A 23,246-nucleotide genomic window follows, 5' to 3' on the forward strand; every position below is an offset into this window, starting at 1 on the left:
CGGCCACCGCCAGTCATCCGGCCACCGCCAGGGAGGGGTACTCCGCCGGGGCGGCATCCGCGACCCGCAGACCGGGCAGCGTGACCAGCTCGGTGGGGCTCTGCTCCGGCACGGCTTCGACGGCTCCGGTGCTGCCGGGCAGGCGCACGTGCACGCTCGACGCCAGCGGGCTGTTCCGCGTCCGCGCGGTCACGGTCGCGGTGGACCCCTCGATCAGGCCCCAGCCCTCGCCGATGCCCTGCCACTGCTGGTCGTGCAGGCGGATCGAGCCCTCGCTCTGCGGCCAGGGGCCCGCGGCCTCGGACTCGGCGACGAGCAGGGTGGCGCCGCGATCGCGGAGCCGGGCGCTCAGTCGCGACGCCTCGGCATCGCGGACCCTCCCTCCTGGCTGCAGGGCGATCAGGGGGACGACCTCGGCGAGGGCGGAGGTCACGGCGAGCCAGCGGTCGCCCGGATCGGGGACGAGGATCAAGCGGGGCAGCGCGATGCCGAACGCGGCCGCCGCTTCGACGCCGAGGGTCGGCATCCCGACCACCGCGCACCAGAGCCCTTTGCCCGAGGCGGCGCTGAGGAGCGCGAGGATCAGGCTGGGCGAGGAGGAGACGGTATAGGCGGTGCCGGTCTGCAGGCCCTGTTCGGGCAGCAGGGAGGAGAGCGCCGGGTCGAGGGGGAGCAGCGGATGCTCGCTGCGCCGCCGTTGCATACGGCTGATCTCGCGGCGCAGTCGCAGCACCTCTCCGGCGCGGGAGTCGCCCGCCGGAGAGATCGCCGCCATCGCATCCATCGCCATGCCTCCATCCTCGAACGTATATTCTAATAATTCAACTGGAGGAACAACGATAGTTCGAACCTCCGACATCCGCATCGGCACAGCGATGTCGGATGCCGTCGGTACGCTGAGCGCATGAGGATCGAGTTCGAGAGCGTCGTCACCCGGTGGGAGAAGCGCGTCGACGACTGGTTCTTCGCCACGATGCCCGGGGAGATCTCCGTCGAGCTGCGCGAACTGCCGGCGCCTCCGCGCGGCTTCGGCTCGCTGCGGGTGCAGGCGCGGATCGGAGCCTCGATCTGGAACACCTCGATCTTCTTCGACGGCGCGGCCTTCGTGCTCCCGCTCAAGAAGGCCATCCGCACCGCGCAGGACATCTCCGAGGGCGACATCGTGCTCGTCGACCTCGACGTGCTCGACCTCTGATCGTCCCACCCGGCCCGAGGTTATCCACACCGCTCGATCGACGGTGGCGCAGACCTCCTAGCCTTCCCGCATGGAACCGCGCACCGCGCTCATCGTCCTCGTGCACCTCGCGCTGCTCGTCGTGGCCGCACGTCTCGTCGTGATCGACGTGCGCACGCACCGTCTACCCGACCGGATCGTCCTGCCGACCCTGGCCGCGCTCCTCGCCCTGATCGCGATCGACGCCCTCGCGACGCACGACACGGCCCCGCTCCTCCGCGCGGGCGGTGGACTCGTGATGCTCGGCGGGTTCTACGCTGTGCTGCGTCTGCTCAGCCGGAACGGCATGGGCGGGGGAGACGTCAAGCTCGCGGCGGTCATCGGCCTGCTCCTCGGATGGCACGGCTGGCAGGCGCTCGCGATCGGCGCTGCGGCGGCCTTCGTGCTCGGGGCCGTGCACGCGGGCGTCCTCCTGCTGCTCCGACGGGCGGATCGGCGTACGCGCATCGCCTTCGGGCCGTGGATGATCGCCGGCGCCGTGCTCGGCATCCTCGTGGCGTGACGAGGATCGATCGAGACCGGGCTATGGTGAGGGGATGGCACTCGCACGACTCCACGGAGGCCCGCTGGACGGGCAGATCATCCCCCTCGACGCCGACGCAGACGACAAGCTGATCGTCCCGTACAGCGAGACGCAGATCGTCTACAACCGTCGCGGCGACGCTCAGAACACGGGCGACTCCGACGGCCCCACCGAGGTGGACTACTGGTACGACGAGTCCCTCGAGGACATCAATCCGGCGGATGACTGAGTCGCACGACGCGGCACGGTCCTCGGTGGAGCCCTCGCGGGTCGTCGAAGTCGAGCGCAAGTACGACGTCGATGCCGACACTCCGCTGCCTGACTGGACCGGCCTGCCCGGGGTCGACGAGGTCTCGGCAGGAGCGCTGCGCGAGCTCGACGCGCGCTACCTCGACACGGGCGACGCCGAGCTCTCCCGCGCCGGGGTCGCTCTGCGGCGACGCACCGGCGGACCGGATGAGGGCTGGCACATCAAGGGGCCGCGCGAGGGGGACGGCCGACTCGAGATCGGCTGGCCGCTGGGCGACGCCGACGTCGTGCCCTCCGCGGTCACCGAGACTCTCGCTCGGTGGACGACGGGGGAGCTGCTGCCCCTCGCCCGCATCGAGAACAGCCGCACCGCATTCCAGCTCACGGGTCCGGGCGGTGTGATCGCCGAGTTCGTCGACGACCACGTCCGCGCCACGGATCTCCGCGCCGACGTCGTGCGCGAGTGGCGGGAGTGGGAGTTCGAGCTCGGACCGGCCGCACCCGCGGATGCTGCGGGTCGCGAGACCCTGTTCGCCGCCGTCGAGCGGGCCGTGTCCGCCGCAGGAGGGCGCGAGGCGGCATTCGGCTCGAAGCTCGCCAGAGCGCTGGGATTCTGAGCGGGGCGCAAGCCCCTTCCTCGGCTCTCCCCGGCATGCTTGAGTGACACCATGAGCCGTTCCGTCCTCCTCCGCTCCCTCGAGACGGTGGTCCCCGAGACCGTGATCGCGCAGGACGAGGTGCGAGACATCTTCGCCTCGCAGCCCGGGATCGGTCGACTCGCGCAGCGTCTGATCGGCGCATCCTTCAACGAGTCGGGCATCGCCACGCGGCATACCGTGGTCGACGAGCTCGCGTCGTCCGCGCAGGTCGACGAGCCGATGTTCTACGATCGGGCGTCGGGTCTGCTGCTCGCACCCGGAACCAAGGCGCGCAACGACCTCTACACGCGGGAGTCCACCCGGCTCGTCGTCGAGGCCGCACGGCGGACGATCGCGGCGGACCCCGACCTCGACGTGTCCGACATCACGCACGTCATCACGGCATCGTGCACCGGATTCCACGCACCAGGACCCGACTACGAGATCGTGCGCGCCCTGGGCCTCCCGGACTCCGTGCAGCGCTACCACCTGGGGTTCATGGGCTGCTACGCCGCGATGCCCGCGCTGCGCGCCGCCCGCCAGTTCTGCCTCGCCGATCCCGACGCCGTGGTGCTCGTCGCCAGTGTCGAACTGTGCACCCTGCACCTGCGCTCGTCGGACGATCCGGATGTGATCGTCGCCTCTTCGCTGTTCGCCGACGGGGCAGCCGCCGGCATCGTCACCGCGCGCGACCTGAGCACCCGGGTCCAAGCGGTCGCTCTCGACCGCTTCCACACCGCCATCGCCCCGGAGGGGAAGAAGGACATGGCCTGGACGATCGGCGACACGGGTTTCGAGATGGTCCTGTCGACGGCCGTCCCGCACATCATCGGCGAGACGATCCTCGACGCGATCCGCCCGCTGTTCGACGCCGACGAGGAACTGCTCGGCGCGTTCGACGGCGGACGGATCGGCGACGAGGTCGCGCACTGGGCCGTGCACCCAGGCGGACGCGGCATCCTCGACCGCGTGCAGGACCGGCTGCACCTGAGCGATGGTCAGCTCGCTCCCGCGCGGACGGTGCTGCGCGAGTACGGGAACATGTCGAGTGCGACCGTGCTGTTCGTGATCCGCGACATCCTCGCGAGCGGGGCCGCGGACGGCTCGCGCGTGGCGGCCATGGCCTTCGGCCCCGGCCTCACGGCCGAGAGCGCTCTCCTGACGGTCGTGGCGGGCGGATGAAAATCGACCTGTCGGCGCGGGCGCCCGAGCTCGTCGAGCTCATGGACGACCCCGACGCCGATCTCGCGATGCTCGAGCGCACGTACGACCGATTCCGGCTCGTGAACGCCGCGGTCGCGCGGCCCGGACTGCTGCTTCGGCGCGACATCCTGTCGCGCGCCCGGCGCGGCCCCGTCCGCATCCTGGACGTCGGAGCGGGCGGCGGCGACGTGAGCCGGATGATCGCACGCAGGCTCCGCCGGGACGGACTCGCGGCCGAGGTCACGGCGCTGGATGCCGACGAGAGGGCTGTCCACTGGGCCGAGGCGAACGACGGGGGAGCGGGAGTGCGCTATCGCCGTGCGCTGGCCGCGGACCTCGTCGCCGACGGGGAGCGGTACGACGTGGTGTTCTCCAACCACGTGCTGCATCACCTCACGGATGCCGAGCGCCAGGAGGTGCTCGAAGACACGCGCCGTCTCGTGAATCCGGGCGGCGTCGTCGTGCACCGCGACATCGCGCGGAGCACCGCCGCGTACGCGCTGTTCGACCTCGGCACGAGAGCGCTCGCGTCGAGCTTCCTGCGCGGCTCGTTCATCCGGGTCGACGGTCTGCTCAGCATCCGCCGCTCGTACACGCCGCGCGAGCTCCGTGCCGTCGCACCGCCGGGTTGGACGGTGCGTGGAGCCCTGCCCGCACGCCTGGAGTTGCGCTGGGAGGAACCCGCGGGCTGATCGCCGGTGCAGGACGGGGACGACGAAGGGCTCGGATGCCGACGCATCCGAGCCCTTCGTACCGCATCAGAAGTTGATCATGTGCCCCGCGAGGCCGTGGAAGCCCTCCTGCAGGGCCTCCGACAGCGTCGGGTGCGTGTGCACATTGCGCGCGAGCTCGAGCGCGGTGAGGTCCCACTTCTGCGCGAGCGTGAGCTCGGGAAGGAGCTCCGACACGTCCGGGCCGATCATGTGCGCGCCGATGAGCTCGAGGTGCTCGGCGTCGGCGATGAGCTTCACGAAGCCGACGGGCTCGCCGAGTCCGTGCGCCTTGCCGTTCGCCATGAACGGGAACGTCGCGACCTTGATCTCGCGCCCCTCGTCCTTGGCCTGCTGCTCGGTGAGGCCGAACGACGCGACCTGCGGCGAGCAGAACGTCGCGCGCGGCATCATGCGGTAGTCGCCGAGGGTCTGCGTCTCGGCCTTGCCGATGGTCTCGGCGGCGACGACGGCCTGCGCCTCGGCCACGTGCGCGAGCTGCAGCTTCATGGTCACGTCGCCGATCGCGTAGATGCCCTCGACGTTCGTGCGCATGTGGTCGTCGATGTCGATCGCGCCGCGCTCGGTGAGCTTCACGCCGGTCTTGTCGAGACCGAAGCCCTCGACGTTCGGCGCGAAGCCGACCGACATGAGCACCTTGTCGGCCTCGATGGACGACTGCTGCCCGTCCTTGCCGGTGTAGGAGACGGTGACCGACGAGCCGTTGTCGACGACGCTCTCGACCTTGGTCGAGGTGAGGATGTCGACGCCGTAGTTCTTGTACTGCTTGGTGATCTCCTTCGACACGTCGGCGTCCTCGTTGGGGAGGGCGCGGTCGAGGAACTCGATGATCGTGACCTTCACGCCGTAGTTCGTCATGACGTAGGCGAACTCCATGCCGATGGCGCCGGCGCCGACGATCACGATCGACTTCGGCAGCTCACGGCTCATGATCTGCTCTTCGTACGTCACGACGTTGTCGCTGAGCTGCACCCCGGGGAGCAGGCGGACCTTCGAGCCGGTCGCGATGATCGCGTTGTCGAAGGTGACCTCTTCGGTCGTGCCGTCGGACTTGGCGACCGAGATGGCCTTGGGGCCCGTGAAGGTGCCGCGGCCGTCGTACTCGGTCACCTTGTTCTTCTTCATCAGGAAGTGGATGCCCTTGACGCGGCCGTCGGCGACGACGCGGCTGCGGTCGAACGCCTTGCCGTAGTCGATCGTGAACTCACCCGAGATGCCGAAGAAGTCGGCCTTGTGGTTCAGCGTGTGCGCGATCTCCGCGTTCTTCAGGAGCGCCTTGGAGGGGATGCAGCCGACGTTGAGGCACACACCGCCCCAGTACTTCTCCTCGATGATCGCGGTGGACAGGCCGAGCTGCGCGCTGCGAACCGCAGCGACGTATCCGCCAGGACCTGCACCAAGGATGACGACGTCGTAGTGTGGCATGCCTTAAGCCTAGCGCTCCGTCGGGGCGTCGGAATCAGAGTCCGGGCCCCCGTCCGCGGCGTCCTCCGTGCCGGTGCGACGCCCGCGAAGGGCGAACGCGATGACCACGGCGACCACGATCACCAGGATGCCGAGGATCGCGAGCAGCCAGATCCAGTTCGACGCCGACGACCCCTCGTCCGGCGTGGCGACCGGGGAGGGCGTGGGCGTCTCCGCGGTGGGGGAGACCGTCTGCGCGGCGCTCGGGGTCGTCGCCGGGGTCTCGACGGGCGGCTCGGTGACGGAGCTGTTCGCGACCGTGAAGGAGAATTCGCCCGAGGTGGGGTGACCGTCGCTCGAGACGATCTTCCAGACCACGCGGTACGCGCCGGCCGCGGCCTCGGCGACGAGCGGCTGCGTCACGATCGCGCCGTCCACGGTGGCGGGACCGTCGGTCACGGAGGCGCCGGAGGCATCCGTCACGACGACCTCGGTCGCGCCCTCGCCGTCGATCAGCTTGGCGCTGAACGTGAGCGTGAGGGCGGAGGGCAGCGTGTCGACCGTCCCGTCGGCCTCGGGAGAGGAGGCCAGGAGGGAGTCGTGCGCGGATGCCGAGAGGGGTGCGACCAGGATCAGGCACGCCGCGAGAAGGGCTGCGGCGAGGGCGACCGGGGCTGTGGAACGGCGACGGGCTGTGGTTTTCACGTGCCCAGCCTATGGAGTTCCGGTATGCAGCACCTGAGTGCGATCCGGCCTCCCGCCCGGGCCTCCGCATCCGTTAGTCTGGGTTGTCAGGAGGGCACAGTGACAGACAGCGAGAGCCGACCGGCGGAAGACGCCGCGATCCACCGTTCCGGCGAGCAGAGGCACGACGTGACCCAGACGTTCGGGCACGATTCGGATCTTTCCTTCGTGCCGTTCGGCGTGGAGCTCACGGACGTCGAGCAGAGCGCGATCGCCGCACTGCCCGCCGGTTCCGCCCTGCTGCTGGTGCGCTCCGGCGCGCTGGCGGGGGCCCGGTACCTCCTCGACACCGACGTGACGACCGTGGGCCGCCACCCCGAGGCCGACATCTTCTTCGACGACGTGACCGTGTCGCGTCGTCACGCCGAGATCACCCGCACGGGATCGTCGTTCGAGATCATCGACCAGCGTTCGCTCAACGGCACGTACGTGAACGGCGAGCGCGTGGACCGCAGCGTTCTGGTCGACGGCTCCGAGCTCCGCGTGGGCAAGTTCCGTCTGAACTTCTTCGTATCCCCGGTCGATCGAGTCTCGGCGAACGGCTGATGGCGGCCGCACCCGCCCGTGAACGCTCAGCGTCCGCGGGCCTTCTGAGCATCGGCCAGGTGCTCGCGAGGCTCACGCCCGAGTTCCCCGATCTCACCTCCAGCAAGCTGCGCTTCCTCGAGGTCCAGGGCATCGTGACTCCCTCACGCACCGAATCCGGGTACCGCAAGTTCTCGGGCTCCGACATCGAGCGACTCCGTCTCGGACTCACCCTGCAGCGGGACCACTACCTGCCGCTCAGCGTGATCAGGGAGCAGCTCGACGAGGCTGAGGCAAGCGGCGAGTCCGCCGCCATCGTGCCGCCGCCCTCGATCACGCCGACCCCTCGCCGCTACCGCCGCGACGAGTTGCTGTCGGCGGCCGGCGCCGGACCGCAGCTCCTCAACGACGCCATCAGCACCGGGGTCATCACGGCCCAGGAGTCGTACGCCGAGGGCACGGTCACGTTGCTGCGCGGTCTGGTCGCCCTCGACCGCCACGGCATCGAGCCGCGACACCTCCGCTCGCTGCGTCAGGGCGCCGATCGCGAGGTCGCGCTCATCGAGTCGGCCATGTCGGCGCTGCTGCGCCGCACGGACGCAGCCTCCCGCGCCAAGGCGAACGAGATGGCGCCCACGCTGGCGGCGAAGATCGACGAAGTGCGTGCGCTGTTCGTCAAGGACGCGCTGAACAGACTGCTTTCGTAACGAACTGATTGCGACACACCTTCACGCTCGCACGGATGTCATTGCCGCTGCCGAGGGCCTGCTCTAGCGTGGAGGTAACAGCCCCGAGGAGGATTCAGATGGATGCGGATGAGCGCGCAGGCGACCCGCGGTTCGTGACCGAACTCCTCTTCACCGACGGCTTGCCGGCGATGGACGACGAGGTCGGCTACCGCGGTGCGGTCGCCGCACGAGCGGCCGGCATCACCTACCGTCAGCTCGACTACTGGGCGCGCACCGAACTCGTGGAGCCGACCGTGCGCGGCGCGAGCGGCTCCGGGTCGCAGCGCCTCTACGGCTTCCGCGACATCCTCGTGCTCAAGCTCGTGAAGAGCCTCCTCGACACCGGTATCTCGCTGCAGCAGATCCGCACCGCTGTCGAAGAGCTGCGTCGCGCCGGCATCCGCGATCTGGCCGGCACCACGCTCATGAGCGACGGTGCCTCCGTGTACCTCTGCACGTCGAACGACGAGGTCATCGACCTCGTGAGTCGAGGCCAGGGCGTCTTCGGCATCGCGGTCGGCAAGGTGCTGCGCGAGGTCGAGTCGACCCTCGTCGAGTTCGACCCGACCGCTCCCGATCCCGTCGACGAGCTCAGCGCCCGACGCGCCAAGCGCTCCGCCTGACGGCATCCGCGCCGCTCGGCGGACAACGAGAAACGGCCACCCTCGCGAGAGGATGGCCGTTCTGCTGTGTGTCGACGGTCCGGGTGATCAGGCCTGCGGGCCGGTCTCCGGAACCTGGATGCGTCCGGTGCGGATGATCCGGTCGAGCAGCTGGTCGAAGTCCGCGGCGAGCTCCTGCGCGGAGTCGCCGGGCCAGATGTGCAGAGGCTTCGCCGCGCCCTGCGCCTGCTGCAGCGAGGTGCGCTCCGGCAGCTGCGGCGAGAGCACCAGCGGGCCGAACATGTCGCGGAGCTCCTTGATGCGGAACTGGTGCTCGATCGACTGGGGGCGCACGCGGTTCACGACGATGCCGAGCGGCTGCAGACGCGGCGAGAGACCACGGCGGATCTCTTCGATCGCACGCAGCGCGCGGTCGGCCGCGGCGACGGAGAACAGTCCGGGTTCGGTGACGACCATGACGCGGTCGCTCGCGGCCCATGCGGTGCGGGTGAGAGCGTTGAGGGACGGTGCGCAGTCGATCAGCACGAGGTCGTAGTCGGCCTCGACGGAGGCGAGGGCCTCCTCGAGCTTCCACACGTCGCGGACGCTCGGGTGCGGGCCGTCGAAGTTGATGGCCGACGGGCTGCCGATGAGGACGTCGATCGTTCCCGGGTGGACCTTGGCCCATCCGCTGGAGGTGATCGCCTGACGGACGACCTTCTCCTTCGGGTTCGCCAGGACATCGGCGATGTTGAGCCGTCCGGCTACCTGGATGTCCATTCCGGTGGACACATCCGACTGCGGGTCGAGGTCGACGACGAGCGTGCGAACACCACGGGCGAAGGCCGCGGAGGCCAGTCCGAGAGTCACGGTCGTCTTGCCGACGCCACCCTTGAGAGAGCTGACGCTGAGTACGTGCACGGACACCACGTTACCTTCCCCTAGGCTGGGTGCACACTCAGCCCCGCCCCATGCGTGCCGAAAACGTCGCGCATCGAGCTTTCAGAGGTGTGCATGTTCCAGAAGATCCTGGTGGCCAACCGCGGCGAGATCGCGATCCGAGCCTTCCGTGCGGCATTCGAGGTGGGAGCGAGGACCGTGGCGGTCTTCCCCCACGAGGATAGGGGCTCGGTCCACCGTCTCAAGGCCGACGAGGCCTACGAGATCGGGGAGCGCGGGCATCCCGTGCGTGCGTACCTCGACGTCGACGAGATCATCCGCGTGGCCAAGGAAGCCGGCGCCGATGCGATCTACCCGGGCTACGGCTTCCTCTCCGAGAACCCCGAGCTCGCCGAGAAGGCGGCCGCCAACGGCATCGTCTTCATCGGGCCGCCCGCGAAGGTGCTCGAGATGGCGGGGAACAAGGTCGAGGCCAAGCGGCACGCGATCGAGGCCGGGGTCCCGGTGCTCCGATCGACCGAGGCATCCGACGACGTGGACGCGCTCGTCGCGCAGGCCGAGGAGATCGGCTTCCCGCTCTTCGCGAAGGCCGTCGCGGGCGGCGGCGGACGAGGGATGCGGCGCGTCGAGACCGCCGCCGAGCTCGCTCCCGCCCTCGCCGAGGCCATGCGCGAGGCGGCCAGCGCCTTCGGCGACCCGCGCATGTTCCTCGAGCAGGCGGTCGTACGGCCGCGGCACATCGAAGTGCAGATCCTCGCCGACAAGTCGGGCGAGACCGTGCACCTGTTCGAGCGCGACTGCTCGGTGCAGCGCCGCCATCAGAAGGTCGTGGAGATCGCCCCGGCGCCGAACCTCGACGACGACATCCGCACGGCGCTGCACGGCTACGCGGTCGCCTTCGCGCGGTCGATCGGCTACGAGAACGCCGGGACGGTGGAGTTCCTGCTCGAGACCGCGGGGGAGCGCACCGGCGAGGTCGTGTTCATCGAGATGAACCCGCGCATTCAGGTCGAGCACACCGTGACCGAGGAGGTCACGGACGTCGACCTCGTGCAGAGCCAGATGCGCATCGCCTCCGGACAGACCCTCGCCGAGCTCGGGCTGCAGCAGGAGAACCTGCACGTACGCGGAGCGGCGCTGCAGTGCCGCATCACGACCGAAGACCCGACCCAGGGGTTCCGGCCCGACACCGGCAAGATCACGACGTACCGGTCGCCCGGCGGCGCCGGCATCCGACTCGACGGCGGGACCGTGCACCAGGGCGCGCAGATCAGCCCTCACTTCGACTCCATGCTCGCGAAGCTGACGTGCCGCGGGCGTGACTTCCCCGCCGCCGTGGCCCGAGCCCGACGCGCCCTCGCCGAGTTCCGCATCCGCGGGGTCTCGACCAACATCCCGTTCCTGCAGGCGCTGCTCGAGGACGACGCCTTCATCGCGGGCGACGTGAGCACCTCCTTCATCGACGAGCGTCCCGATCTGCTGCGCGGTCGTGCGTCCAAGGACCGCGGCACGAAGATCCTCAACTGGCTGGTCGACGTGACGGTCAACAAGCCGCACGGCGCGCATACCGGTGTGGTGGATCCGCGCAGCAAGCTCCCGGAAATCGACCTGACGACCGAGCCCGTGGCGGGTTCGCGTCAGCGGCTGCTCGAGCTCGGTCCCGAGGGATTCGCGCGGAGCCTGCGCGAGCAGAGCGCCCTGGCGATCACCGACACGACGTTCCGCGACGCGCACCAGTCGCTGCTCGCGACACGCGTGCGCACACGCGACCTCGCGGCGGCGGCGCCCTACATCGCCCGTCTCACCCCCGGACTGCTCTCGGTCGAGGCCTGGGGCGGGGCCACGTACGACGTCGCCCTCCGCTTCCTCGGCGAGGACCCGTGGGAGCGTCTCGACAAGCTCCGCGCGGCCCTCCCGAACGTCGCGATCCAGATGCTCCTCCGCGGGCGCAACACGGTCGGATACACGCCGTACCCGACCGAGGTGACCGAGGCCTTCGTCCAAGAGGCCGCGGCGAGCGGGGTCGACATCTTCCGCATCTTCGACGCCCTGAACGACGTCGAGCAGATGCGACCCGCCATCGAGGCGGTCCGGGCGACCGGAACCGCCGTCGCCGAGGTGGCGCTGTGCTACACGGGTGATCTGCTCAATACGGTCGAGGACCTCTACACGCTCGACTACTACCTCGACCTCGCCGAGCGGATCGTCGAGGCGGGCGCCCACATCATCGCGATCAAGGACATGGCGGGTCTGCTGCGTCCCGCGGCCGCGGCGAGGCTCGTCACGGCGCTGCGCGAGCGCTTCGACCTGCCCGTGCACCTGCACACCCACGACACCCCCGGCGGCCAGCTCGCGACGCTGCTCGCGGCCAGCGCCGCAGGCGTGGATGCGGTGGATGCGGCATCCGCACCGCTCTCCGGCACGACGAGCCAGCCGTCGCTGTCGTCGCTCGTGGCGGCGCTCGCGCACACCGAGCGCGACAGCGGCATCGACCTCGCCGGGGTCTCCGACCTTGAGCCTTACTGGGAGGCCGTGCGGCGCATGTACGCGCCGTTCGAGTCGGGACTGCCCGGGCCCACGGGACGCGTGTACCACCATGAGATTCCGGGCGGTCAGCTCTCGAACCTGCGCCAGCAGGCGAAGGCGCTCGGCCTCGCCGAGGACTTCGAACTCATCGAGGACATGTACGCGGCCGCGGACCGCATCCTCGGGCGAGTGCCCAAGGTGACGCCCTCGTCGAAGGTCGTCGGCGACCTCGCCCTGCACCTCGCCGCCGTCAAGGCCGACCCGGCCGATTTCGAGGCGAACCCCGAGAAGTACGACGTGCCGGACTCGGTCGTCGGCTTCATGGCCGGTGAGCTCGGCGATCTCCCCGGAGGATGGCCCGAGCCGTTCCGGTCGAAGGTCCTCGCGGGCCGCTCGGTGCGCACGGGCCTCACCGAGATCTCGGCCGAGGACCAGGCAGCCCTCGCCGCGGGCGGCGCGGAGCGTCGTGCGCGCCTCAACACGCTGCTGTTCCCGGCTCCGACGCGCGAGTTCGCGCAGGTCCGTGAACAGTTCGGCGACCTCTCCGTGCTCGACACGAACGACTACCTGTACGGGCTCGTGCAGGGTCAGGAGCACCTGGTCGAGATCGATCGCGGGGTGCAGCTCTACGTCGGCCTGGAGGCGGTGGGCGATGCGGACGAGCGCGGCATGCGCACCGTCATGACCACGCTCAACGGCCAGCTGAGGCCCGTGTTCGTGCGTGATCGGTCGATCGCGGTCGATGCCCACGAGGTCGAGAAGGCCGACACCTCGGTGCCCGGTCAGGTCGCCGCGCCGTTCTCGGGTGTCGTGACGCTCAAGGTCGAAGTCGGCGCGTCCGTGAGCGCCGGAGAGCCGGTCGCGTCGATCGAGGCCATGAAGATGGAGGCGGCGATCACGGCGCCGGTCGCGGGCGTCGTCGAGCGCCTTGCGATCGGGGCGACGCAGCAGGTCGACGCGGGCGACCTTTTGGTCGTGATCCGTCCGGCGCACTAATCTTGTGCGGCAGGGCCGCGCTCGACGCAGCGCACCCGAGGCCCGCATGAGCTTGGAGTGACGACGTGACCCCGAAGAACGTGGCTGAGCCGCCGGACGACGAGTCCCGCGGCGTACTCGACGACACCGCGTCGATCGACACGACGGGAATCGGCATCCTCGGGAACACCGCCCAGGTCGACGTCGAGATCCCTCAGGACGAGGATGACGCGCTCGAAGACGACGGCGTCGTCGATGGTGAGGTCGTCGCGGACCTCATCATCGACGAGCCCGTCGCCGCGGCCAAGGCCGCGGCGGAGATCTCGGATGCGGTTCTCGGGGCGCCGATGGTGATCGAGCTGCCTCCGGAACCGCGGCGTGCGGTCGAGGCGGATGCGATCGTGGAGCCTGAGCCTGAGCCTGAGCCTGAGCCTGAGCCTGAGCCTGAGCCTGAGCCTGAGCCTGAGCCTGAGCCTGAGCCGGAGCCGGAGCCGGAGCCGAAGCCTGAGCCGGAACCCGAGGCGGCGCCGGAGCCGGAGCCTGAGCCGGAGCCGGAGCCGGAGCCGGAACCCGAGGCGGCGCCCGCTGCCCGGCCGATCTCGACGACCGCCGCTCTCGCGGAGACCCCGGCCGCAGCCGTCACCCCCGCGTCCGCCGCGGCTGCCGAGGCGGACGCTGCCGCCGCATTCATCGCGCAGGCGAAGGCCGACCTGGAGACCCGCTCCCGCACCCGGACGAACCTCGAACGACAGCCGCGCGTCGAGAAGGAGAGAGCGGCCGTGGACACCCCGAAGAGCGCTCCGGCGGCCGCACCGGCACGACGCGCATCGCGCGCGGATGCGCAGCTGACCTCCAAGCGCCTCGACCAGCTCGGCGACTCGTCCCGGGAGAGCAGCGATCTGCTCACCGCCGACCGCCTGCTCGACCCCCACCGCGTGGCCAAGCCCGAACCCGAGGGTGCGTGGAGCCACTTCCTGTACGCGATCTCCGGTCGGCGCATCAACATCGGCGACGGGCGCCGCGCCCGCGAGCGCAAGGCGCTGACCGCGCGCATCGCCGCCCCGATCTCCGGCGGCGCTCGCTTCATCCCCGTGCTGTCTCGCAAGGGCGGCGTGGGCAAGACGACGATCACCAGTCTGCTCGGGATGGCCCTGGCGGATGCCCGCGAGGACCGCGTGATCGCGGTCGACGCGAACCCCGACCGCGGCACTCTCGCCGACCGTGTGGTCCGCCCGAACCACAGCCGCTCTGTGCGCGATCTCGTGCGCATCCACGACGAGGTCAAGGGCTACCACGACATCTCCGCGATCGTGAGCCGGGACGCCACCCGTCTCGACGTGCTGGCCTCCGACTCGGACCCGCGCATCGCGGAGGCGTTCAGCGACAGCGACTACCGCGACGTGGCCGAGGTCGCCGCTCACTACTACTCGCTCGTGCTCACCGACACCGGCACGGGGATCGTGCATTCGGTGATGTCGGCGACTCTGGACCTCGCCGACCAGTTGGTGATCGTGTCGGGCCTCAGCGTCGACGAGGCGCGCCTCGCCTCCGAGACGCTCACGTGGCTCGAGACGAACGGCTACGCCGAGCAGGCGCGGGATGCCGTCGTGGTGCTCAATCAGTCGACACCCGGAGCGCCTCTCGTGCGTCTGACCGAGCTCGAGACGCACTTCCGCACGCGAGCACGGCACGTCGTCCGGATGCCGTACGACCCCCAGATCGCGGGAGGTGGCGCGATCGTCTTCGCCAACCTCCAGCCCGAGACCAGGGTCGCGGCGCGCCAGCTCGCCGCTCTGCTCGTCGAGGGCCTCCGGACGAAGGGCTCCTGATGGCAGTGCGTGAGATCCGCGTGTTCGGCGACCCGGTACTGCGCACGATGTGCTCGCCGATCGACGAGCTCGACGACGGCGTGCGTGCGCTCGTGACAGACCTGATCGACACCGTGGAGCTGCCCGGCCGCGCGGGCGTAGCCGCGCCGCAGATCGGGGTGGCGCTGCGCGCCTTCAGCTACAACATCGACGGCGACATCGGCTACGTCATCAACCCCGTCCTCGCCGAGGTGCGCGGCGAACCCGTGCCGACGGGGGAGGGATGCCTGTCGGTTCCCGGTCTGTGGCACGATGCGCTCCGCTACCCGTGGGCGCGGGTCGAGGGCATCGACCTCGACGGCGAGCCGGTCGTGCTGGAAGGCGAGGGGTTGCTCGCCCAGGCACTGCAGCATGAGACCGACCATCTCGACGGCAAGCTGTATCTCTCGCGCCTCGACGCCGAGACCCGCAAGCGGGCGATGCGCGAGGTGCGCGAGAGCGCCTGGTTCTGACGTCCTCGACGAGGAAGGCCCCCGCCGGTCGGCGGGGGCCTTCGTCATGATCCGCGGGGGTCAGCCGCCGATCGCGACGTTCGTCGTCGAGACGGGCTCGTCGTAGATCGCGGAGATATCGTCGGCGAAGTCGCTCATGATGACGTTGCGCTTGATGGACATCTTCGGCGTCAGGTGGCCCGAGCCCTCGGTCCACTCGCTGTCGAGGATCGTGAACTTGCGGATCGACTCGGCCCGGGAGACACGGGTGTTCGCAGCATCCACCGCCTTCTGCACCTCGGCGCGGACCGCCTCGTTCTTCGAGGCGTCGGCGAGCGACATGTCCTTGTCGAGGCCGTTGTTCGCCAGCCAGGTGGGGAGCATCTCCGGGTCGAGGGTCACGAGCGCCGAGATGAACGGCTTCTGGTCGCCGACGACCACGACCTGACCGATGATCGGGTTCGCACGGATCGGGTCCTCGAGTGCAGCGGGGGCGACGTTCTTGCCGCCCGCCGTGACGATGATCTCCTTCTTGCGGCCCGTGATCGTGAGGAAGCCTTCGGGGTCGAAGCTGCCGATGTCGCCCGTGCGGAACCAGCCGCCCTCGCTGAACGCCTCGGCCGTGGCCTCCGGGTTGTTCCAGTACTCGCGGAACACGTTGATGCCGCGCACCTCGATCTCGCCGTCCTCCGCCAGACGGACGCCGACGCCCGGGAGCGCCGGTCCGACCGTGCCGATCTTCGACTTGTCGGCGAGGTTCACGGTCGCAGGCGCCGTGGTCTCGGTGAGCCCGTAGCCCTCGAGGATCACGACGCCGAGGCTGTGGAAGAAGTGTCCGAGACGGGAGCCGAGAGGCGCGGATCCGGAGACGGCGTACACGACGCGGCCGCCCATGGCGTCGCGCAGCTTGCCGTAGACGAGCTTGTTGAAGAGCGCGAACTTCAGGCGCATGCCGAACGGGATGCTCTTGCCCTCTTCGAGGAGCTTGGAGTGCTCGATCGCGACGTCGGCGGCTGCACGGAAGATCTTGCCCTTGCCGCCGGCCTCGGCCTTCTGCTCGGCGGAGTTGTACACCTTCTCGAACACGCGGGGCACGGCGAGAAGGAACGTCGGCTTGAAGGAGCCGAGCGCGGGAAGGAGCTGACGCGTGTCGGGCTGGTGGCCCGTGCGGACGCCCGCGTGCACGTTGAGGATCGAGATGAAGCGCGCGAACACGTGCGCGGTCGTGATGAACAGGAGGGTGGAGGATCCCGGCGTCTGCACGACCTCGTCGAGCGCCTTGGCCGAGTTGCGGGCGAGCTCCACGAAGTTGCTGTGCGTCAGAACGCAGCCCTTGGGGCGTCCGGTGGATCCGGACGTGTAGATCAGCGTCGCGATGTCGGAGCCGACCGCGATGCTGCGCAGTCGCTCGATCTCGGCGTCCGTCACCGATGCGCCCTTCGCCGTGAGCGTGTCGATCGCACCGAGGTGCATCTGCCAGACCTCGCGGAGGAGGGGGAGGTCTCCGCGCACCTCGTCGACGCGGGCGAAGTGCTCGGGCGATTCGACGATCAGCGCGATCGCGCCCGAGTCCTCGAGGATCCACTGGATCTGCGCGGGGGAGCTCGTCTCGTAGATCGGGACCATCACGGCGCCGGCGTAGAAGAGCGCGAAGTCGACGAGCGACCACTCGTAGGTCGTGCGTGCGAGGAATCCGACCTTCTCGCCGGGCTGGATGCCGGAGGCGACGAAGCCCTTCGCGAGCGCGATGACCGCGGTCTGGAAGTCGGCGGAGGAGATGTCGCGCCAGTTCTCGCCGTCGGGGACGGCGAACAGGGGGCGATCCGGAGTGGCCTCGACGCGCTTCACCAGCAGGTCGGTGATGTTCGCGTCGGGGTCGGCGGGGACGACGGCGGGGACTTCAAACTGGACCACGGCAGCTCCTTCGGTACCGGTCGGGCACGGTGTCCCTCCCGAGTCTAGGGCATGGGACCGGGTCGCAAGAAGGATGGAACTGGGTCGCCTCACCGGCGGTGCGGGTGCAGGAGTTCGCGCGAACGCTGGCGCGGAGCGAGGGCGGCGCTAGACTTCACATCGATGTTCTACTGGCTGATGAAGTACGTCGCTATCGGCCCCGTGGTCAAGGCGGTCTTCCGCCCCTGGATCGTGGGGCGCGCGAACCTGCCCCGCAACGGTGCGGCGATCCTCGCCAGCAACCATCTGTCCTTCGCGGACTCGATCTTCCTGCCCCTCATGATCGACCGCCCGATGTCCTTCCTCGCGAAGAGCGATTACTTCACGGGTCGCGGCATCAAGGGCTGGGCCACCAAGTTCTTCATGAAGGCCACAGGCCAGATCCCGATCGACCGCTCCGGCGGCAAGGCATCGGAGGCTTCCCTCAACACCGGTCTCCAGGTGCTCGGGCGGGGGGACCTGCTCGGCATCTACCCCGAGGGGACGCGCAGCCCTGACGGCAAGCTCTACCGTGGCCGCACGGGACTCGCGCGCATGGCGCTGGAGGCTCGGGTCCCCGTCATCCCCGTGATCATGGTCGACACCGACACCGCGATGCCGATCGGGCAGAAGGTGCCGCGCATCGTGCGGGTCGGCATCGTGATCGGCGAGCCTCTCGATTTCTCCCGCTACCAGGGCATGGAGAACGATCGCTACATCCTCCGGTCCGTCACGGACGAGATCATGGTGGCGCTCCAGCGCCTGGGGGAGCAGGAGTACGACGACGTCTACGCGTCCACCGTGAAGGACCGGCTCCCGGTGCGCGTCACACGGCGCTCCTGAGGCGTCTGCGACTCGCCGCGCGCACTAGGCTGGAGAGCATGCTCCAGCACCACATCGACGCGCTTGACGCGTGGCGCGCGCTCCCGATCAAGCAGCAGCCTCAGTGGGGCGACGCCGAGCGCGTCGCCGAGGTCTCCGCGCAGATCGCAGCGCTCCCGCCCCTGGTGTTCGCCGGCGAGGTCGACAACCTCCGTGACCGACTCGCGCGCGCCGCGTCCGGGCAGGCCTTCCTGCTCCAGGGCGGCGACTGCGCCGAGACGTTCGCCGGCGCCACCGCCGATCAGATCCGCAACCGGATCAAGACCGTCCTGCAGATGGCCGTGGTGCTGACCTATGGCGCCTCGATGCCCATCGTGAAGATGGGGCGCATGGCCGGGCAGTTCGCCAAGCCGCGCTCCAGCGACACGGAGACCCGCGGAGACGTCACGCTGCCCGCCTACCGCGGCGACATCGTCAACGGCTACGACTTCACCGAGGGCTCCCGTCAGGCCGACCCCGGTCGTCTGCTCCAGGGCTACCACACGGCGGCGTCGACGCTGAACCTCATCCGCGCCTTCACGCAGGGCGGTTTCGCGGACCTCCGCGAGGTGCACTCCTGGAACAAGGGCTTCGCTCAGAACCCGGCCAACCAGCGCTACGAGCGCATGGCTGCGGAGATCGACCGTGCCATCAAGTTCATGGAGGCGGCCGGCGCCGACTTCGACGAGCTCAAGCGCGTCGAGTTCTTCACGGGACACGAAGGTCTGCTCATGGACTACGAGCGCCCGATGACCCGCATCGACTCCCGCACGGACACGCCGTTCAACACCTCGGCGCACTTCCTGTGGATCGGGGAGCGCACGCGCGAGCTCGACGGCGCGCACGTCGACTACTTCTCGAAGATCCGCAACCCGATCGGTGTGAAGCTCGGTCCGACGACGACGCCCGAGACGGCGCTCGCGCTGATCGACAAGCTCGACCCGAACCGCGAGCCTGGCCGTCTCACGTTCATCACGCGCATGGGCGCCGGCAAGATCCGCGACGCTCTGCCGCCGCTGCTCGAGGCCGTCCGCGACTCGGGTGCGCAGCCGCTGTGGGTCACCGACCCGATGCACGGCAACGGCATCACCACGCCGACCGGGTACAAGACGCGTCGCTTCGACGACGTGGTCGACGAGGTCCGCGGCTTCTTCGAGGCGCACCGTGCCGTGGGCACGTTCCCCGGCGGCATCCACGTGGAGCTCACGGGTGACGACGTCACCGAGTGCCTGGGCGGTTCCGAGCGGATCGACGAGGCCGCTCTCGCGACGCGCTACGAGAGCCTGTGCGACCCGCGTCTGAACCACATGCAGTCGCTCGAGCTGGCGTTCCTCGTGGCAGAGGAGCTCGAGAAGCGCTGACCCGTCGACACGACGGAGGAAGGCCCTCCCCGCCGAGCGGGGAGGGCCTTCATCGTGACAGTCGCGGCGGATGCCGCGCGGGCTCAGCCGCTGAGCTGGATCGACAGCTTGACCGTGCCGCCGCGCGGCAGCGTCTTGTCGGCTCCCGGATCCTGCGACGTCACGCGCGCCATCTCGGCGAAGCCGGGAAGATCGCCCCACGCCGCGTACGTCGCCGTGAAGCCGGCATCCTCGATGATCTTCTTCGCTTCGACCAGCGTCTTGTCGGTCACGTCCGGCACGGGGAACAGCTCGGGTCCCTTCGACACGATGAGCTGCACCGTGTCCCCGGGGCGCCAGTTGCCTTCCTCGGCGCGGTCGGCGATGCCGATCACGAGATCCTTCGCCAGGTTCTCGCTGAAGGCATACGCGATCTCCGGGTTGACCAGCAGCTGCTTGTCCGTCAGCGTCGTGGTGGCCTGATCGATCGACATCCCCGAGACGTCGGGGAACGCGCCGGCCGAGACGTAGAGCTCGACCGTGTCGTCCTCGAGGATCTCGCAGCCGTCGCCGCAGGCATAGACCTCGCCGCCGTCGCGCGGAGTGACGTAGGCGTTGATGACCTGGCCTTCGGCGGCGTCCGAGAACAGCACGAGCGGCTGCTCGGTCACACGGACCTTGATGTCGGCGAGGTAGTCCCGCGCCTCCTGCTCGGCCTTGCCGTTGAGCGCCTCGACGGTGTGGCCGGCGGGGCCGATCGAGATGTAGACGGTCACCGTGGCGCCCTTGTCGAGGCGCTGCCCCTCATCCGGATCCGTCCGGATGGTGAGATCGGGGGCGACGTCTATCGAGTTCTCCTCACCGCGCACCGGCGCGAAGCCCTCGGCGGTCAGCTGCGCGGCCGCATCCTCGTAGGAGAGACCCGCGACGCTCGGCACGGCCACGAGAGACCCGGGGCCGGAGCCGAACCACCAGCCCACGCCCCCTGCGACCGTCGCCAGCAGGAGCACGAGGGTGAGCAGGAGGGCTCCACGCGCCCGACGGCGTGACGAGCGTCGTCGGAGCAGCGTCGCATTGTCCACGGCCGTCGGCGTCGGGGCTGTCGGGTTCGGGAGCACCATGGTGCTCGGCATGACCTTCGTGAGATCGGCCGAATCGGCCTGAGCGCGCTGCGGAGTCGTGGCGGCCGCGACCGCAGGGGCGATGCCCAGGTCCCGCTCGATCTCCCGAAGACGGTCGAGCATCTGCTGCGCGTCGTCGGGTCGCTCGTCGGGCGACTTCTCGGTGGCCCACAGGACGAGTTCGTCGAGCGGCTCCGGGACGCCGGGGTTGCGCGCGCTCGGGCGCGGCACGGACTCCGTGGCGTGCTGGAAGGCGATCTGCATGGGCTGCTCGCCCTTGTACGGCTGCTCGCCGACGAGCATCTCGTACAGCATGATGCCGAGCGCGTAGATGTCGCTGCGGGCGTCGGCGGTCCCTCGGGTCACGAGCTCGGGAGCCAGGTACGCGATCGTCCCGAGGAGCTGCTGTCCCGTGGCCGTGTTCGCGGTCGTCGCGCGAGCCAGTCCGAAGTCGCCGATCTTGATGCGCCCGTCCTCGGCCAGCAGGACGTTCTCGGGCTTGACGTCGCGATGCACGATGCCGGCGCGGTGCGCGGCAGAGAGACCCGCGAGCACGGCATCCATGATCGTGATCGTCTGCGGCACCGTCAGACGCTTCTGCTCGCGGAGGAGCTCGCGCAGAGTGATGCCGGGAAGATACTCCATGACCAGGTAGGCGAGTTCGCCGTCCTGCCCCTGGTCGAACACGTTCACGACGTGCGGGTCGGCCAGACGGGCGGCCGAACGGGCCTCCTGGATGAATCGGCTCTGGAACGCGGAGTCGTCGCTCAGATGCGCGTGCATCACCTTGAGGGCGATGCGTCGTTCGAGCCTGAGGTCGGTCGCGACGTAGACCGTGGCCATTCCGCCTCGGGCGATGCGGGCCCTGACCCGGTACCGGCCGTCGACAAGCCGCCCGATGAGGGGGTCGGCCTGCTGATTGGTCGTCACGTCAAGATTCTATTGAGGACTCCCTGAAAGCCTCGGGAGCGGCTCGCCCCTCGAGCCTGCAGGTTTGCCCGGAACACGGTCATCCGTACTGTGCGAGCCACTGGTACGCCTGTGTCTCCCATAGGCCGTAGCGCTCGGGGTAGGCGGAGATCTGCACGGCCTGAGCCGCGTCCGTGAACCGCATCGACTCCCACCCGGGGATATCGAGCAGTCCCCGTGTGGCCTGACCGTTGGGGTCCGCGGAGCCGCCGAAGAACACGCGGGTGCTCCGGTCGGCGTCCAGGATCTGCTCGGGCAGACCCCAGCCGGTGCTGGGACGCTGCTGGAAGAGGCCGAGGGAATCACGATCCCCCCACGCGAGGTTTCGCATGCTCGACTCGACCATCGCGGTCGCGAGCGCAAGGGCGATCGCGCGGTCCGAGACGCCGAGCTGACGGCCGACGCCGATGATCAGAGCCGCGTTGCCCGCCTGCTCGGCATCGAGCGCGGCGAACGACTGCGCGGGAGCGGCCGGCGCCGCGGCGGGCGCGGGGGCGGGTGCGGGCGCGCCGGTGACGGCGATGCTCTGACCCGGGTAGATGATCGCGCCGGCGGAGAGCCCGTTGAGCGCGAGCAGCGTGGCGGTCGTGGTGCCGTACTTCTGCGCGATCCCGAAGAGCGTGTCGCCTGCGACGACGGTGTGCGTCTGCGCGCCCGAGGCGACCGGCGCCGGAGCGGCCGGCGCCGCGGGAGCGGTCGCGCTCAGCGCGATCGTCTGGCCGGGGTAGATGACCGAGGCCCGGGTCAGGCCGTTCGCGGCGAGGACCGCGTCGACCGTGAGACCGTACTTCTTCGCGATCCCGAACACGGTGTCGCCGGCGACGACGACGTGGGAGGCCGTGGGGACCGGTGCCGGAGCAGCAGCCGGAGCGGCCGCGGAGGCGGCCCCGGTCAGCGCGAGCGTTTGGCCCGGGTAGATGACCGATCTCCAGCTGAGGCCGTTCCAGGTGAGCACGTCGACCGTGCGGAGTCCGAAGCCGGACGCGATCGACGACACCGTGTCTCCGGGTTGGACGACGTACGTGGGCGGCGTGGTCTGGAGCGGCACGACCCGTGCGGCCGCGTGCGCCCGCTCGATCGGAGCGACCGGGGAGTCGGCGTGGGCCGGGCCACGGCGAGGGGGCCCGTGAGGGTCCCGAGCACGGCGGCGGGCACCCCCAGCTGCAGGTATGTCGTCCGTCGCGCGGCGGCGCGGGATCGCGAGTCGGGCTGTCGCACAGCGTGCTGTCTCAAGGCTTCCCCCTTGTTCGGCGTCTGCTCACGCTGACACGTATGTATACGGAAGTCAACAGGAGTGATGCATGTGACGCATGTGACATATCGGTCGTGGAAATGCGCCCGGACCGCGGAGATGAGATAGTGGCAACGTGTCTGAGCAGTCTGAGAACAGCAATCCCGAGAACGCCGGGGCCACTCCCACCGACTGGCTGGCCATGCCGGACCTCGTCGAGGTGCTGGGCGAGCCGCTCGGCCGCGTCCGCCGCCTGATCGACGAGCACTACCTCGTCGGGTCGCGCCGGACCGGCGTATTCGCGGTGCCCTCCGTCTTCATCGTCGACGGGCACCCGCTGCCGTCGCTGCGCGGCACGGTGATCGCTCTGCAGGATGCCGGCTTCAGCGACGACGAGGTGGTCGACTGGCTTCTCGCCGACGAGGACACCCTGGGCCGTTCGCCGATCGCCGCGCTGCTCGCCGGACACAAGAGCGAGGTGCGCCGCATCGCACGGACTCTCGCCTGAGAG

At 69.6% G+C, this 23,246-nt stretch carries 22 protein-coding genes; 15 read left to right on the forward strand and 7 right to left on the reverse strand.

Annotated features, from left to right (window positions below):
- Positions 1-13: 13 nt before the first annotated feature.
- Entirely contained in the window at positions 14-790 is a 777-nt protein-coding gene (locus AKH00_RS15650) for a hypothetical protein (RefSeq protein WP_050723707.1), read from the reverse strand.
- Positions 791-904: 114 nt separating this feature from the next.
- On the opposite strand from AKH00_RS15650, the gene AKH00_RS15655 reads away from it, so the two are divergent.
- The 6 genes from AKH00_RS15655 to AKH00_RS15680 all read left to right on the forward strand — a co-directional run bounded on the left by AKH00_RS15655 (position 905) and on the right by AKH00_RS15680 (position 4,539).
- A complete protein-coding gene (locus AKH00_RS15655; protein WP_050723708.1) occupies positions 905-1,195 on the forward strand; it encodes a DUF1905 domain-containing protein in 291 nt (96 codons plus the stop codon).
- Between the two features lie 70 nt (positions 1,196-1,265).
- Entirely contained in the window at positions 1,266-1,736 is a 471-nt protein-coding gene (locus tag AKH00_RS15660; RefSeq protein WP_050723709.1) for a prepilin peptidase, read from the forward strand.
- Between the two features lie 34 nt (positions 1,737-1,770).
- Positions 1,771-1,986 carry a hypothetical protein gene (locus tag AKH00_RS15665; RefSeq protein ID WP_050723710.1) on the forward strand — a complete coding sequence of 72 codons (216 nt, stop codon included), beginning with the start codon at positions 1,771-1,773 and terminating at the stop codon, positions 1,984-1,986.
- On the forward strand, positions 1,979-2,623 hold the full coding sequence (locus tag AKH00_RS15670; RefSeq protein ID WP_050723711.1) for a CYTH domain-containing protein: 645 nt from the start codon (positions 1,979-1,981) through the stop codon (positions 2,621-2,623). The genes AKH00_RS15665 and AKH00_RS15670 overlap by 8 nt, the downstream gene beginning before the upstream one ends.
- A 51-nt stretch (positions 2,624-2,674) precedes the next feature.
- Complete coding sequence (locus tag AKH00_RS15675) at positions 2,675-3,826, forward strand: type III polyketide synthase (protein WP_050723712.1); 1,152 nt, start codon at positions 2,675-2,677, stop codon at positions 3,824-3,826.
- On the forward strand, positions 3,823-4,539 hold the full coding sequence (locus AKH00_RS15680) for a methyltransferase domain-containing protein (protein WP_050723713.1): 717 nt from the start codon (positions 3,823-3,825) through the stop codon (positions 4,537-4,539). The genes AKH00_RS15675 and AKH00_RS15680 overlap by 4 nt, the downstream gene beginning before the upstream one ends.
- Before the next feature lie 66 nt (positions 4,540-4,605).
- Here the strand turns inward: AKH00_RS15680 and lpdA are convergent, their stop codons facing one another.
- Both lpdA and AKH00_RS15690 read right to left on the reverse strand, forming a co-directional pair.
- On the reverse strand, positions 4,606-6,003 hold the full coding sequence (gene lpdA, locus AKH00_RS15685; protein ID WP_050723714.1) for a dihydrolipoyl dehydrogenase: 1,398 nt from the start codon (positions 6,001-6,003) through the stop codon (positions 4,606-4,608).
- Positions 6,004-6,012: 9 nt separating this feature from the next.
- Positions 6,013-6,687, reverse strand: coding sequence for a copper resistance CopC family protein (locus tag AKH00_RS15690; protein WP_050723715.1), 675 nt, complete (start codon positions 6,685-6,687; stop codon positions 6,013-6,015).
- A gap of 99 nt (positions 6,688-6,786) precedes the next feature.
- Between AKH00_RS15690 and AKH00_RS15695 the strand changes: the two genes are divergently transcribed.
- The 3 genes from AKH00_RS15695 (at position 6,787) to AKH00_RS15705 (ending at position 8,602) form a co-directional block, all read left to right on the forward strand.
- Positions 6,787-7,272, forward strand: a complete 486-nt coding sequence (locus AKH00_RS15695; RefSeq protein ID WP_152926228.1) for an FHA domain-containing protein — start codon at positions 6,787-6,789, stop codon at positions 7,270-7,272.
- On the forward strand, positions 7,272-7,958 hold the full coding sequence (ftsR, locus tag AKH00_RS15700) for a transcriptional regulator FtsR (protein ID WP_050723716.1): 687 nt from the start codon (positions 7,272-7,274) through the stop codon (positions 7,956-7,958). Before AKH00_RS15695 ends, ftsR begins: the two co-directional genes overlap by 1 nt.
- A gap of 98 nt (positions 7,959-8,056) precedes the next feature.
- A complete protein-coding gene (locus AKH00_RS15705) occupies positions 8,057-8,602 on the forward strand; it encodes a MerR family transcriptional regulator (RefSeq protein WP_050723717.1) in 546 nt (181 codons plus the stop codon).
- An 87-nt stretch (positions 8,603-8,689) separates the two neighbouring features.
- On the opposite strand, the gene AKH00_RS15710 is transcribed toward AKH00_RS15705, so the two are convergent.
- On the reverse strand, positions 8,690-9,502 hold the full coding sequence (locus AKH00_RS15710) for a ParA family protein (protein ID WP_050723866.1): 813 nt from the start codon (positions 9,500-9,502) through the stop codon (positions 8,690-8,692).
- Positions 9,503-9,595: 93 nt separating this feature from the next.
- Between AKH00_RS15710 and AKH00_RS15715 the strand changes: the two genes are divergently transcribed.
- From AKH00_RS15715 to def, 3 genes are all read left to right on the forward strand, one after another.
- The gene (locus AKH00_RS15715; protein WP_050723718.1) at positions 9,596-13,003 is read left to right on the forward strand and encodes a pyruvate carboxylase; all 3,408 of its coding nucleotides are present in this window, start codon (positions 9,596-9,598) and stop codon (positions 13,001-13,003) included.
- Between the two features lie 65 nt (positions 13,004-13,068).
- The gene (locus tag AKH00_RS15720; RefSeq protein WP_050723719.1) at positions 13,069-14,811 is read left to right on the forward strand and encodes a MinD/ParA family ATP-binding protein; all 1,743 of its coding nucleotides are present in this window, start codon (positions 13,069-13,071) and stop codon (positions 14,809-14,811) included.
- Complete coding sequence (def, locus tag AKH00_RS15725) at positions 14,811-15,302, forward strand: peptide deformylase (protein ID WP_050723720.1); 492 nt, start codon at positions 14,811-14,813, stop codon at positions 15,300-15,302. Before AKH00_RS15720 ends, def begins: the two co-directional genes overlap by 1 nt.
- Positions 15,303-15,362: 60 nt before the next feature.
- On the opposite strand, the gene AKH00_RS15730 is transcribed toward def, so the two are convergent.
- Positions 15,363-17,195 carry an AMP-dependent synthetase/ligase gene (locus tag AKH00_RS15730; RefSeq protein WP_050723721.1) on the reverse strand — a complete coding sequence of 611 codons (1,833 nt, stop codon included), beginning with the start codon at positions 17,193-17,195 and terminating at the stop codon, positions 15,363-15,365.
- Positions 17,196-17,357: 162 nt separating this feature from the next.
- On the opposite strand from AKH00_RS15730, the gene AKH00_RS15735 reads away from it, so the two are divergent.
- Together AKH00_RS15735 and AKH00_RS15740 are read left to right on the forward strand one after the other, a co-directional pair.
- Complete coding sequence (locus tag AKH00_RS15735) at positions 17,358-18,056, forward strand: lysophospholipid acyltransferase family protein (protein WP_050723722.1); 699 nt, start codon at positions 17,358-17,360, stop codon at positions 18,054-18,056.
- A gap of 38 nt (positions 18,057-18,094) precedes the next feature.
- Positions 18,095-19,435 (forward strand): class II 3-deoxy-7-phosphoheptulonate synthase, encoded by a 1,341-nt coding sequence (locus AKH00_RS15740; protein WP_050723723.1) that lies wholly within the window; start codon positions 18,095-18,097, stop codon positions 19,433-19,435.
- 83 nt (positions 19,436-19,518) lie between these two features.
- Here the strand turns inward: AKH00_RS15740 and pknB are convergent, their stop codons facing one another.
- Together pknB and AKH00_RS15750 are read right to left on the reverse strand one after the other, a co-directional pair.
- The gene (gene pknB / locus AKH00_RS15745; RefSeq protein ID WP_050723724.1) at positions 19,519-21,465 is read right to left on the reverse strand and encodes a Stk1 family PASTA domain-containing Ser/Thr kinase; all 1,947 of its coding nucleotides are present in this window, start codon (positions 21,463-21,465) and stop codon (positions 19,519-19,521) included.
- Positions 21,466-21,544: 79 nt separating this feature from the next.
- Positions 21,545-22,552 (reverse strand): LysM peptidoglycan-binding domain-containing protein, encoded by a 1,008-nt coding sequence (locus AKH00_RS15750; protein WP_235556810.1) that lies wholly within the window; start codon positions 22,550-22,552, stop codon positions 21,545-21,547.
- A 385-nt stretch (positions 22,553-22,937) separates the two neighbouring features.
- Between AKH00_RS15750 and AKH00_RS15755 the strand changes: the two genes are divergently transcribed.
- Positions 22,938-23,243, forward strand: coding sequence for an Rv2175c family DNA-binding protein (locus AKH00_RS15755; RefSeq protein WP_050723867.1), 306 nt, complete (start codon positions 22,938-22,940; stop codon positions 23,241-23,243).
- The last annotated feature ends 3 nt before the right edge of the window (positions 23,244-23,246 follow it).

The sequence above is a fragment of the Microbacterium sp. GCS4 genome (assembly GCF_001262495.1).
Lineage (GTDB): Bacteria > Actinomycetota > Actinomycetes > Actinomycetales > Microbacteriaceae > Microbacterium.